We start from the raw sequence: 13228 nt of genomic DNA, 5'->3' as shown, positions 1-13228 counted from the left end.
TAAATTTTATTCATTTGACAAAAATAATGATAGCCTTTATATTATAGACACAGTTAATCGACGATTAACTTAGTCGTTAATTGTAACCTGAAATTCATTTAAAGGAGAAATGCAAATGAACAAAACACTTATCATAAATGCACATCCTAAAGTAGATGATACATCTTCAATGAGCTTGCAGGTTTTTAACCACTTTTTAAAAGCTTATAAAGAATTAATTCCTGATAACGAAAATATTGAACAGATCAACTTGTACTGTGATGAAGTGCCTATGGTTGATAAAATGGTCTTAAGTGCATGGGAAAAGCAACGAAAAGAACAGGAGCTAACTAAACAAGAGCAAAAAGTAACGGAGCGTATGTCTGAAATCTTACAACAATTTAAAAGTGCAAATACGTATATCATCGTTTTACCTTTGCATAATTTTAATATTCCATCAAAATTAAAAGATTATATGGACAATATCATGATCGCACGTGAAACTTTTAAATACACTGAAAATGGGTCAGTGGGACTGCTTAACGACGGAAGAAGAATGCTTGTCATACAAGCAAGTGGATCAATCTATACAAATGATGATTGGTATACAAAAGTTGAATTCTCTCACAAATACCTGAAGTCAATGTTCAATTTCCTTGGGATTGAAGATTATCAAATCATTAGGGCACAAGGAACAGCATTACTAGAACCAAATGATGTATTACAAAAAGCATACAAAGAAGCTGAAGAAACTGCTTCAAGATTAGCTGCAAAAGAAAAAATATATGCGATGACTCTAGGCGAGAATTAAAGTGCTATCTAAAATTTCATTATTTATTGAATAGACTTTTTAAGGAGGTAATTATATTGGAACAACGAATTAATTATTACAATGTAGCTCCAGAAGCAATTAATATAATGATGCAAATGGAGAAGTATACGAAAACTACAGGTATAGACCGTAAACTTCGTGAGCTTATTAAAATTCTTGCATCTCAAATTAACGGCTGTGCATTTTGTTTGAATATGCATACAGTAGATGCTAGGAAATTGGGAGAAACGGAACAACGTTTATATTGTATTAGTGCTTGGAGAGAGTGCACATTTTACACAGATGCAGAAAAAGTAGCTTTAGAGTTAACTGAACATGTGACATTGATACCGAATAAACGTGTACCTGATGAATTATATAATCGCATACGTAAACACTACAGCGAAAAAGAATATGTGGACCTTGTTCTCATAATCAATCAAATCAACAGCTGGAATAGAATTTCTATTTCAATGGGGAATATAGCAACTGAAAAATAATGATCCTCAACGAACATAATCTAGTGTTTGTTTCAGATTTTAAGACAAAAGCTATTCAAATGAACCAGTTTTGTTGAGGTAAAAAAATAATTTCATTAGAGGACTTTAACTATCAACTTACCTATTAGTAAGTTGATAGTAGGAATAAATCATAGATTTAGCAATAAAGTTAGTACAACAAGAACGTAGGATTCTAACTAAGGTAAGTATTTTTTTAGAGGTTAACTTACCTACTAGTAAGTAAATGTTAAGATAAATTAAAAGTATGAATGTTTAATCGAAGATAGGGTGATGTAATGATTGTAAAAAAATCGATTATTTTGCTTCTTAGTGTAACATTATCCGCGTGTATGAATTTTTCATTACCTGAAGGAATCTCTTTTAGAGGAGAATATGAGGGACAGGATAATAAACAATCTGGACAAAAAAACGATATAGAACAAAATGAAGAGCAAATTGATAAAGACTTATTATTGGATTCACAATATTTTAATGTTGTGAAAGAGGCAAATGGTAATAAAATGATTGAAAATCCAGCCAATATACTTGCTATGGTAAATAAAGAGTACAGCTTGCCGGAATCATATGAACCTGCGAACTTAGTTGTTCCTAATGTAGAGTTTTCTTTTGGCGACGCAGATGTACCTCAGCGTTATTTGAGAGAAGAGGCAGCAAGGGCATTAGAGGAATTATTTGTCCATGCTGAACAAGATGGGATTGAATTGATTGCTGTATCAGGATTTAGGTCGTATTCAAGGCAGCAGGAAATATTTAATGTTGAAAAAGAAACTAAGGGGGAAGAAAAGGCGCTGCAGGCTGTGGCTTTACCAGGGAAAAGTGAGCATCAAACCGGCTTGGCAATGGATGTAACGAGCAGAAGTGTTGGAATAAAAGAAGAATTCGGTGAAACAAAAGAGGGAAAATGGGTGAAAGAAAATGCTCATATAGCAGGCTTTATTATCCGTTATCCTAAAGGGAAAGAATCAATTACCGGTTATCAATATGAACCATGGCATTTACGTTATGTTGGAAAGGAACAGGCATCTGTCATTTATGAGAATGAGCTTACATTAGAAGAATATTTCCAAAAGGTGAAAAAGATTTAATTTGGTGATAATCATGAATGTCAAAATGGATACCCTATAAAAGAATTTGAATATTCTTTTCATCAGGTTTAATCCAAGTGGTCACTAGTATAGCTAAAGTATAAAAAAATCAATTATTAAAGGGGCGTTCCAAAATGATTAAGATGGAAAAGAAATTGTACACGGCTACTGTAAATGTTCAAGGCGGAAGAGAAGGGAAAGCTGCTTCTAGTGATGGAAATCTTAACGTGGACTTAAGATATCCCAAAGAATTAGGTGGTAACGGAGCTGGAACCAATCCAGAGCAATTGTTTGCTGCAGGGTTTGCCGCATGCTTCGAAGGTGCGATGGGTACGGTTCTTAGAAAAAAGAAGATTAATGCAGAAGGTATAACGATTGCTTCTCATGTGACGCTCGGCAAGGATTCGGACGACGGCTATGTGCTAGCAATTACTATGGACATCACGATTAAAGGCGTAGAAACTAGCGTGGCTGAGGAAATCGTTGCGGAAGCACATAAGGTTTGCCCATATGCCAAAGCAACCCGTGGCAATATCGAAGTAATATCGAACGTTGTTGGTTAATCAGAACATAGTTGATATCGTCAGCAACTTACCAATAAGAAGTAAAACGCAAAATAGTTGACTATGCAGGAAGGATTCAGCTCCTTTGCACATGATGACACGATTGTGATTATGGAATGCTTGTCGGGTATGCATCGGTTATAACTTCTGCCTTGCAGCTCCGTTGGGATCGCCAACACAGTCGTGTTTGTCATTACAAATAAAAAACGATTTAGCGGGTGATTAAAGGTCGAGCAGAAGTACAACAATTCTGAAGAGAGATATTTTATTTAATATTCGACTTAGGACCTTTTACCTTGACACTTACCTATTAGTAAGTTAATGTAAATACATGGAAAACAGAAAAAAACAAATTGTAGACTTAGCAATAAAGTTGATCCAACAAAAAGGGTATGTAGCCTTCAGCTATGATGACATCTCTAAACAACTTGGCGTGACCAAAGCAAGTATTCACTATCACTTTGAGAAAAAGGAGGATTTAGGAGTTGCAGTTACCGAACGTCTTTCAAAGAGCCTTCAAAACTCTTTATTGTTAATTAGAAATTCGTCGGATTCTGCTGAAGAGAAACTTAAACAATTCATTCAGCAACGAGCAAAAAGGTTCGAGTGTACTGAAATTTGTCCAATCTCTTCGTTGCAAACGGATTTTGAATCTTTGCCAAATACTATACAAGAAAAGATTGAGGAAGTAAGCAGATTGGAACTCACAATAATGAAAGAAATAGTTTCTGATGCACAAACTGAAAAAATCATAAATGGTTCTGAAAACGTTCAATCGTTAGCGATAACGATATTATCAAGTATTAAAGGAGCACTATTATACAGACGTGTTCTAGGAGACGATGTATTAGTGGAAGTACAGAACCAGATAAACCGTTTCTTAAGAAATCCGTAGGAACGGTTTTTTTGAATAATAAACTTACCTTCTAGTAAGTAAGAGTGATTTCTTGAAAAAATATTATAAGTATCTACTCACTTATAATAAATTTTTTTGGAGAATTAATAATAGAAAGTTGGGATTATAGTAATGAAAAGAATGCTATTGGTTTCTCTTTTGATGTCGAGTGGGGCTACCTTTATTACTCCATTATTTCCTTTGTATAGTGAGTCTTTTCAATTGAACAGTTTGCAGATTTCGATTTTGTTTGCCATTTATGCTGCTTTCCTTTTGCCAACTTTGCTTGTCACTGGAGACAAAAGTAGCACATGGGGATTGAAAAGTGTTGTTCGCAGTAGCATATGGATATCCATCATATCTACCTTGTTTTTCCTGGGAAGCATAGATACCTGGATGCTCTATGTCGCCCGGTTATTGGAAGGAATCGCTTACGGAGCCTTTACAGGTACAGCTGTTGCATTTCTAATGAAGCAAACTCATCCAAATAAAGTGAGCACAGCTCTAAAGTTATCAGGAGTCACAATCCTCGTTGGTTTTGGTCTCGGACCAGCTATCTCAGGTTTAATATTGCAATATTTACATTTTCAACCACTTCGGTTACCATTTTGGATTCTGCTCATCCTGCTCATCATTTCGCTCATCATTTTGGAAACGATTCCAAAAGATGTTGTTTCCCTTGAGCAAATACGAGTAAAAACGAAGATATCACTTGGTGTACCGAACAATATTCGTTCTCATTTTTGGTCAATGGTCGGTTTGCCTATCTTCACTGTTTTCACAATTCAAGGAATAGCGTTTTCCCTTATTCCTACTTTCGTCAAAAATGTCATTCACTCGTCTAACCTCTCCTTATCTGGATTGATCATTTTCGTGCTTCTCAGTGGGGCGGCTTTTGCTCAATTCATACCTTGGCCTAGTCATCCGGTTACACGTATCCGATTCGGCATCTTGCTTCTTGCAATAGGGTCATGGGTTATTGTTTCTTCTGGTTTAACATCAAGTTTGCTATTACTCTGGACAGGCATTTTCATCCAGGCGATCGGAGGCGGATGGACTTTTCAAATTTCGTTACGATTTGCCAGTCAGTTACCAGAACCAGAAGCACGGCCACGAGTCATTTCGGCTTTTTATTTGTGCGCGTACTCTGGATTTATCATTCCGGTTATTGGAGTCGGAGCACTTACTCAATTTTTAAAGTTTAACACTTCGCTGATCGTGTTGAACTTGTTTGCTGCTCAAATCGTTATCTACGTGTTAATTTATTCAGTCAAATTTAATCGTTATTATTCTAAAGTTACATCACAATAATCACCATTTAAACTTAATACCATTTTCTGATTGTTACCATCTCTAAAGTATGTGCCGAGAAGTTACCATTTCTTGATTAGCACCTGCCGCCACCATATCTATTTATGTGACCAATTAGACACAGGCGGTTCATTAAACCAATTTTTCCTTATTAATAACTTCAGCCCTTTTTCTGAGTAGTCTTCAACCATCTTGATTAGCTTCTTTAAAGAATCTATATGATCCTTTTTATAACTGGATACCACTGCATTTTGTAGATTGCTTATACTTACTGGATTTAGGAGCATTATTAAGTTTGCAATAAATTTATCTGAAAAAGGTGATTCCATTACTTTATTAACGTGAGCCTCTAGTCCAGTTGTAGTTGGAATTCCATTTTCTCTATAGATATCGGATAAAAAGGCTGATTGATAAAATGCTAACTTTTTCCCTTCTAGTATAAATTTTTTTGTGTCCATATCCTCTACGACTTCAGAAAAACCGATACAAAGAGCAACTCCAACATTGTTACATTGAAGGGAACCGAACATATTTGCCAATTCTACCGCATTTAGTGGTCGTTGCTGAGTTGATGCAACTTTGAATAGCTTCCCATCCCTTTCAGCTGCTTTTTTGTAAGAGAAGGAATTATCTTGTAATAAATCTTTATCATTAAGCAATTTTAATAAAGAAAAATCTAATTGAATAACATCATTGAGTAGTTTTTTATAAAAATTTTTCACTTTAAAATCTGTTAATTCAACATATTGAAGAGTAAGTGCTTGCAATCCATTACTCGTTAAATGCTTTAAGATTTCTATAATTAAATGATCTGAAAATAGCTTTGTTGTTGAACTATTTATATCATCTTCCCTGAAGAACGGTGTATCTTTATAACCTTCCTCAGACAATAATTGAGTAGCCTCTTGTTCTTGATATGTAGAGATTTCATATATTTCATTTAAAATATTCCTTAAATCAGGATCCTCAGAAGTTTGACTAAGATATTTTAATAATAAATTGATCATGTTTGAACTTGATTGTAAGTACCAAAGGGAACCTAATTCATTTACGTTCATTTTATACCCCCTAAAGATCCAATTTCTTTTTTTAGTTTGTCAATAAAATTCTTAAATATTCATGATCGGATTGAACTTAAAAAAGGAACAACATTTTATATCCGACCAAATTGATGTTGGTAATATAATGATTCAATAATATTGAAGTGAATATCTAAAACGATCTTACTTTTAAGGGAAAGCGAGTTATTTTGTAGGGTGCGAACAGTTTAATGTGGGGCACAGTTCAAAGTGAGAGCTTCTTTTTTATTTTAATACGTCGACCCTGATGGTATCACTATTTACAAAGCGGTGGTGAATTCAATAACTTTTGGCATTATCTTATGCATGTCATTCCGAGGTTTGAAGGACAACCAAAATTTTAGAAACAAAAGCTATTTTGAAAAAATTGATTGAAGAGGTATTTTGAGCTAAACAAAATGAGTAGAATACAAATTTTTTAATAGCTTAATAAGAAAGTGTAATGCACACAGTATTTTACCGTCACAAAATATTTACAATTTTTATGTCAATTATGCGCTACTCTCTTTTCGTTTCTTCCTATATATACAGTGAGAAGAATTTTTTAAAAGAAAGGGCAGTGATTAAGATGGCAAAATATCGAATTGTGCGTACTGATTTTTGGAAGAATCCGGTTGTTTTAGAAGAGATGACCCCGGAGGATAGGTATTTTTACCTTTATCTTCTAACGAATCCTAATACAACTCAAATTGGAATCTATCAAATAACGAAGAAACAAATGGCTTTCGATTTGGGGTATTCGATTGAGAGTGTTCAGTCTCTAATGGAACGATTTGCCCGGCATCACAAATTGATTCGTTACAATCCTGAAACAAGAGAATTAGCCATTAAAAACTGGGGAAAAGATAACCTCTGTAAAGGGGGAAAACCGGTTATGGATTGTATTTTTTCGGAATTAAAAGAGGTTGAGGATACCTCGCTTATTCCATATGTTTTGGAATCCATTCAAAAACAGGAGATTCGTAGTCTATATGAATCTTTTTATGAGCCTGAAAGATTGTCCTCTGACAAGGAAATGAAAGATCGAAATGAACAGGATACATATGCAGATAAGGATGAAGATATTAACGATACGTCTGTGTCTCGTTATACGATACGGGGACAAAAAGAAAAAGAAAAAGAAAAAGAAAAACAACAACAAAAAGCTTTTAACCCAAATATAGAGAATAATCCATACATAGAGGATCAAACACAAAATCAAAAAACAAACGATGTGAAAGAAAGCGTTGAGTTTTGGGACAACGATGGATTTGGTTTTTCAAGCGTGAATGCTAAAAAGCAGCTGTTATCTTGGTTAAATGATTCTAGCTTTTTACAGCCGAAAAATGTGATCTTAAAAGCAATGACAATTGTCTGTGCTAATAACAAGCGGAAGCAGAACTATATGGTGGGTATCTTAAAAAACCGGGAAAATGAATCTTTACTGACCGTTGATGAAATTGACTCTTATCAAGAGAACCATAAGCCTGACCCAAAGTATAGGCAAACAACTGAATCGGTCTGCGAAGGTGAATAAATATAACGAGGTAAAGATTGATAAATTTCTCATTCATGTACCAAGAGCTTCAAACTACAGTCAATTAGATCCTGTTTACAGGGATCAATTTAAAGTGGTCTCACCTGACAGTGAGATTTTATTGGAGGACTGTATTTGGAGCGGTTAATTTTGTAGTTTGAGCAGGGGGTGGAAATCGTTGAGGATGCAATTTCTAGAGTTTGGGCTGATAGCCAAGTTTCCAAAACCAGCTTCAAGCAATAAGTTACTTGTATAAGCCGAAAGGAGTGAGAAAGTGGGTAGACGAATAAAACATACTTCACGTGACGTGGAGGAGTTAGCGAGGCTCATGACAGCGGAAGCAATCGGTGAGGGAGCCCAAGGGATGAGCATGGTGGGAACGGTTGTGGCCAATCGGGTCGAGGCTGACTGTGCTCCTGACTTTAAAGGGTTGCGCAATATCAGACATGCGATTTATCAAACTATACCTGGAACTGGAATTCCTCACTTCGAACCCGTCTTAAATGGAACATTGTATACACAACGTCCGAACGAAGCTGACCTCCAGAGGGCTAGGGATTTGTTACATGGTCATAGGGAACCTCGGTCCAGAATGAGTTTGTGGTTTTTTAACCCCAGTCCGGGGAAAAAATACCGAGCTGCTTGTACCGCCACGATGCCAAGATCCCCTATGACGAAGTTCGATTTTGCGCACAAGAATCATTGCTTCTATGTCGCGGTACCGGGCTACTGCCCAGAGTTTTATAGATAAATTAAAAAGGAGTTAATCTTCTCATGACTTGTGGAGACTATAATTATTATCCAATGAATTATTATCCTGGTTTTTATCCACCTTCCATGACGCGGGCAAGTAGCCCACAACAACCTGGCGGCTTCCCGGCGACTATGCCATCGGGGCCCTCGTTTGCCGCTCCAGTGGTCCCAATAGGGACTGGGCAGCAACTTCTGGCAGGCGTGATGGAAGAATCATTTATCGAAAATATCCTACGCTTCAACAAAGGTAAGGTCGGTACATTCTACTTTACTTACCAAGGTAACAACAAATGGAATGCAATGGTTTACCGAGGGCGCGTAGAAACGGCTGGTCGTGACCACATCATCATCAGCGACCCGTCCAGCGGCAAACGCTTCCTACTGATGATGGCAAATCTCGACTGGGTAGAATTCGATGAACAAATTAACTACCCTCAGGCAGAAATTAATCCGGAAGTCCAGGCGTCCATGACGACATCGGAGTGAGTTTGTAGAACGCTAAAACCCGCTTATTTCATTTTGGGAAAATGAAATAAGCGGGTTTTTAGTTTTAACTACATTTAAAATTGAAATTCGGCTTCTTTTATTTTCACACATTGGACTTGCTTTCCAGATTTCTATTTCCTGCTCGAATTGTTGATGTTCTTCGCTGTTTCCTCATACTTTTCCTAGACATTGTTTCTGAACCATTGTCATAACCTGTGTTTTCATTATTTTAGGCGTTGACTCACATATTCGACACATACAAGGAGTCTTCAAAGTAGCGGGCATGTGAATCTTGGTGGGTTTTAAGTTCATCACTTTCAATCATTCCTTTTTCAGGCATGTAGGGGGATTGGATCGACTTCATATTTTTAGAAGGAGGCTCATCACCCGCACTGCGGAATGCCAGCATCTCTCGCTGTAATCAACCTCATAGTACACCTAAATAGCAACAAAATTTGCGAAAACAACCATGACAAAAAAGGACAAAAAACTTACTTTAAATTCCGTTTCTCCATCACCTAAATGCACATTTGTTCAACCTGTCCATTATAGAAAAACAGTAAAAAGACTTCAATTTTAATGAGGTTCATAAATATTCACATACCTGCATAATAGCTAAATGTGATACACTATTTTCAGAAAAAATATAATTATACAACTATACCGTACTCGGGAAATATGTGGGGGATTCAGATGAATATAACATTATCAAATAGAATGCATTCTTTTCAACCATCAATTTTTAGTGAATTATCACAATATAAAAAGCAAAAAATTTCTGAAGGTGCCCCAATAATTGATTTAAGTATTGGAAGTCCAGATCTAGCACCTCCTTCTTTCATAACAAAGATATTAGCAGAAGAGGTACTTAAAGGCGATCAGTATGGCTATTCGTTAACAGGAACGAGCGAATTTAATCATGCAGTGTCAGCGTTTTATAAGAGAAACTATCAAGTGAATTTAACAGATCAAGAGGTATTATTGCTTATGGGGTCTCAAGATGGGCTAGTCCATTTTCCGATGGTAATTGCCAATCCTGGTGATGTCATTCTAGTGCCTGATCCTGGTTATACGGCATATGCTGCAGGAATTGCGATGGCAGGTGCGAAGCCTTATTTTATGCCGCTTAAAAAAGAAAATAAATTTTTGCCTGATCTTTCGATGATCCCTACTGAAATTGCTGAACAAGCTAAGATCATGATATTAAATTTTCCTGGAAATCCTGTTCCAGCCTTAGCTAGCAAGGAGTATTTTACTGAAGTTGTTGCTTTTGCGAAGAAGCATCATATTCTTGTGCTACATGACTTTGCCTACTCAGAGCTCTATTATGAAGGTAATAAGCCTGTTAGTTTTTTATCGATCGACGGTGCCAAAGACGTTGGTGTGGAAATGTCCTCGTTTTCTAAAAATTATAATATGGCGGGGAGTCGTATTGGTTTCTTAGCGGGGAATAAGCAAATTGTCCAAGCGATGAATCAGCTGAAGAGTAATTTAGATTATGGTGTTTTCTTACCTGTTCAAAAGGCTGCCATTTGTGCTTTAGAGGAAGGGGCAGAATTTTGTGAATCTAGCCGGAAAGTTTACCAAGAAAGAAGAGATATATTGGTGAGTGGGCTCAAAGAAATTGGCTGGGAAATCACCAAACCTGATGCTGGTATGTTTATATGGGCAGAAATTCCACCAGGGTTTACATCACTTGAATTTACCTATGCTCTAATCGATAAGGCAAATGTAGTTGTTACACCAGGTCATGCATTTGGTCCAAATGGTGAAGGATATGTAAGAATCGCATTGGTGAGTGATACTGAACAACTTAAGAAGGTTATTTCTTCTATTAAAGAAGCTAATATTTTTAAGGCTCTTTTCTAAGAGATTGATGATTTTAAAACGAAAACTGTTTTAGGTTGATTGGAACGGAAATCAACCACACCGCACTACTTGTAAGTAGCAACAAAGTTTGCCATAACAGCCATTTTTAAAAAGTAGACTCAGGTGGTCATAAGATTTTACACCAAAATACGACGAATATTGATAAATTTTACAAAAACATAACAATTTTCTTGAATTTGCTTTATGTAGCTACAGTAAACTCATATTATCTGAATATTTCTTAAATAGTTTTAAGGAGGATAATATGTTAAGAATTCAAAAAATGATTACTAAATCTATGTTGGCTGCTGCTACATGTGCTCTATTGCTTACCCCTGTTAATACAAGTGCAGCTGAGCCAATGACAAAATATCAAAGAGACACTGGACAAGCCCTTCATGTTGAGTTATTAGGTCGTTATACAAGTGGAGCCGAAATTGGAGAAGGTGGAACAGAGATTGTCGCTTATGATTCAGTGACACATCGTGCCTTTTCTGTTAATGGAGCTGCAAAGGCTCTTGATATTATTGATTTATCTGTCTTAAAAATTGGTGAACAGGAATTACCGCGAATAAAACAAATTACTTTAGCTGACTTAGGTGTTTCTGCATCAGATGTAACGAGTGTTGCGATCCACCCAGATGGTGAGTATATTGCTGTTGCTGCTCCAGCTGAAAACAAAGTTGATGTTGGACATGTTGTATTTATGACAACCGATGGTGATTACCTCTCACATGTTAGTGTTGGATCCTTACCAGATATGTTGACATTTACGTCTGATGGAACAAAGGTATTAGTTGCAAATGAAGGTGAACCGAATGGAGATTATTCTGTTAATCCAGAAGGAACTGTAAGTATAATTGATGTTTCGGCTGGTGCAGCATCAATAAATGACCAAGCTGTGAGTCAGGTTCCTTTTACGGATGAAATTATTGAAGCTGGAGTTAGAAAGGTTCATCCAGACAGTACATATTCGCAAGATTTAGAGCCTGAATATATCGTTGTTGATGAACAAAATCAGTATGCGTATGTTGCATTACAGGAAAATAATGCGATTGCTAAGCTTGATCTTGAAAATAAGAAATTTGTTACAGTCAAAAGCCTAGGTTATAAAGACTTTTCAGTAGGGAAAAACAAGCTTGATGCCTCGAACGATGATGACGAAATTAATATTACCAATTGGCCAGTATTATCAATGTATCAACCTGACGGGATGGCTTCATACACAGTAAATGGTCAATCTTATATTTTGTCAGCAAATGAAGGAGATGCTCAAGATTATGATGGATTTTCTGAAGAAGCAAGGGTGGCGGATTTAGTTGATTCATATGATTTAAATGCTGATTTATTTGAAGGCTATTCACAAGAGGAGCTTGATCAGTTAATTGCAGAAGGTTTATTTAATGATGAAAAACTAGGAAGATTAAACTCGACAACTTCAGCACCGATGAATCAAGAAGGAAACTATGAAGCGATATATGGCTTTGGTGCACGTTCCTTTTCGATTTGGAATGCCAATACACTAGAGCTTGCTTATGATAGTGGAGCTGATTTTGAAGAAATAACGAAGGAAGTCTATAAAGAAGAATATTTTAATACAAATAACGATGAGAATGGTTTTGATTCGCGCAGTGATGATAAAGGTCCAGAACCGGAAACTGTTACAGTAGGACAGGTCCAAGGTGGAGCTTATGCCTTTATTGGTTTGGAAAGAACAGGTGGGATTATGATTTATAATATCAGTAATCCAAATTCTCCTACGTTCAATCATTATTTTTCAAGTCGTGTTTTTAACGAAGATGAAGCTGTTATATCTGCAAGTGGAGACGTTGCACCTGAAGGATTAACATTTATTCCAGCTGATAAAAGTCCAACAGGTCAAAATATCTTACTAGCTGCTCATGAGATTTCAGGTACAATAGCAGCATACCAAATTGGTATTGAAGTTGATGCTCCTGTTGAAGAAGAAGATCCAACTGAAGAGGAAGAAAATCCAAAAAAACCAGTTGATGAAACACCAAACCCCGATGTAGAAGAACCGGAAGAAGATCTATATGATGAGGAATTACCCGATCAGAATGAAAATGACGTTGTGACTCCTGTTGAGAACAACCAGGACGAGGATAAAATCGAAAACGAGGAAACACAAAACTCTACAGAAGAAATTAGTGCTAATCAAACAAATGATACATCAATAGTACAAGGTGAAAAGTTACCTAATACTGCAACGATGAATAACACATTCTTGCTATTAGGATCTGTTTTAGTTGTTATTGGGTTTTTCTTATATAAACGTAAAAATAGAGTGGAGTAATAAACGAAATAGAGATTTTATCTCTTTGGATAAACTTCGGCTTAGA

General features: G+C 36.3%; 12 protein-coding genes and 1 pseudogene. 11 read left to right on the top strand and 2 right to left on the bottom strand.

From position 1 onward, the window contains the following. Window positions 1–115: 115 nt before the first annotated feature. The 6 genes from HUW50_RS25105 (at window position 116) to HUW50_RS25080 (ending at window position 5165) form a co-directional block, all read left to right on the top strand. Window positions 116–790: an FMN-dependent NADH-azoreductase gene (locus HUW50_RS25105; protein WP_185653466.1), complete on the top strand. Its 675-nt coding sequence runs from the start codon at window positions 116–118 to the stop codon at window positions 788–790. Window positions 791–846: 56 nt separating this feature from the next. Beyond that, window positions 847–1290, top strand: coding sequence for a carboxymuconolactone decarboxylase family protein (locus HUW50_RS25100; RefSeq protein ID WP_185653465.1), 444 nt, complete (start codon window positions 847–849; stop codon window positions 1288–1290). 296 nt (window positions 1291–1586) lie between these two features. Continuing rightward, entirely contained in the window at window positions 1587–2396 is an 810-nt protein-coding gene (locus tag HUW50_RS25095) for a M15 family metallopeptidase (RefSeq protein WP_185653464.1), read from the top strand. A 134-nt stretch (window positions 2397–2530) separates the two neighbouring features. Then, window positions 2531–2959, top strand: coding sequence for an organic hydroperoxide resistance protein (locus tag HUW50_RS25090; RefSeq protein ID WP_066327506.1), 429 nt, complete (start codon window positions 2531–2533; stop codon window positions 2957–2959). A gap of 331 nt (window positions 2960–3290) precedes the next feature. Beyond that, on the top strand, window positions 3291–3854 hold the full coding sequence (locus HUW50_RS25085) for a TetR/AcrR family transcriptional regulator (protein WP_185653463.1): 564 nt from the start codon (window positions 3291–3293) through the stop codon (window positions 3852–3854). A gap of 132 nt (window positions 3855–3986) precedes the next feature. Further along, complete coding sequence (locus HUW50_RS25080; protein WP_185653462.1) at window positions 3987–5165, top strand: MFS transporter; 1179 nt, start codon at window positions 3987–3989, stop codon at window positions 5163–5165. A gap of 98 nt (window positions 5166–5263) precedes the next feature. Here the strand turns inward: HUW50_RS25080 and HUW50_RS25075 are convergent, their stop codons facing one another. Continuing rightward, the gene (locus tag HUW50_RS25075) at window positions 5264–6241 is read right to left on the bottom strand and encodes a DUF3231 family protein (RefSeq protein ID WP_260445724.1); all 978 of its coding nucleotides are present in this window, start codon (window positions 6239–6241) and stop codon (window positions 5264–5266) included. 571 nt (window positions 6242–6812) lie between these two features. On the opposite strand from HUW50_RS25075, the gene HUW50_RS25070 reads away from it, so the two are divergent. From HUW50_RS25070 to gerQ, 3 genes are all read left to right on the top strand, one after another. Further along, the gene (locus HUW50_RS25070) at window positions 6813–7760 is read left to right on the top strand and encodes a DnaD domain protein (RefSeq protein ID WP_083964471.1); all 948 of its coding nucleotides are present in this window, start codon (window positions 6813–6815) and stop codon (window positions 7758–7760) included. A gap of 328 nt (window positions 7761–8088) precedes the next feature. Then, on the top strand, window positions 8089–8511 hold the full coding sequence (locus HUW50_RS25065) for a cell wall hydrolase (protein ID WP_260445604.1): 423 nt from the start codon (window positions 8089–8091) through the stop codon (window positions 8509–8511). A 23-nt stretch (window positions 8512–8534) separates the two neighbouring features. Next, a complete protein-coding gene (gene gerQ / locus HUW50_RS25060; protein WP_066327489.1) occupies window positions 8535–8999 on the top strand; it encodes a spore coat protein GerQ in 465 nt (154 codons plus the stop codon). Window positions 9000–9173: 174 nt separating this feature from the next. Here gerQ and HUW50_RS27465 read toward each other — a convergent pair. After that, window positions 9174–9372: pseudogene (locus HUW50_RS27465) on the bottom strand (DUF3900 domain-containing protein); the annotation flags it as partial. Between the two features lie 320 nt (window positions 9373–9692). Here HUW50_RS27465 and HUW50_RS25050 point away from each other — a divergent pair. Together HUW50_RS25050 and HUW50_RS25045 are read left to right on the top strand one after the other, a co-directional pair. Further along, complete coding sequence (locus HUW50_RS25050) at window positions 9693–10868, top strand: LL-diaminopimelate aminotransferase (protein WP_066327488.1); 1176 nt, start codon at window positions 9693–9695, stop codon at window positions 10866–10868. Between the two features lie 265 nt (window positions 10869–11133). Beyond that, the gene (locus tag HUW50_RS25045) at window positions 11134–13182 is read left to right on the top strand and encodes a choice-of-anchor I family protein (protein WP_066327483.1); all 2049 of its coding nucleotides are present in this window, start codon (window positions 11134–11136) and stop codon (window positions 13180–13182) included. The last annotated feature ends 46 nt before the right edge of the window (window positions 13183–13228 follow it).

The organism is Metabacillus sp. KUDC1714 (assembly GCF_014217835.1).
Taxonomy (GTDB): domain Bacteria; phylum Bacillota; class Bacilli; order Bacillales; family Bacillaceae; genus Metabacillus; species Metabacillus rhizosphaerae.
Note: the sequence above shows the minus strand (reverse complement) of the source record. Positions and strands in the feature narration are given on the sequence as shown.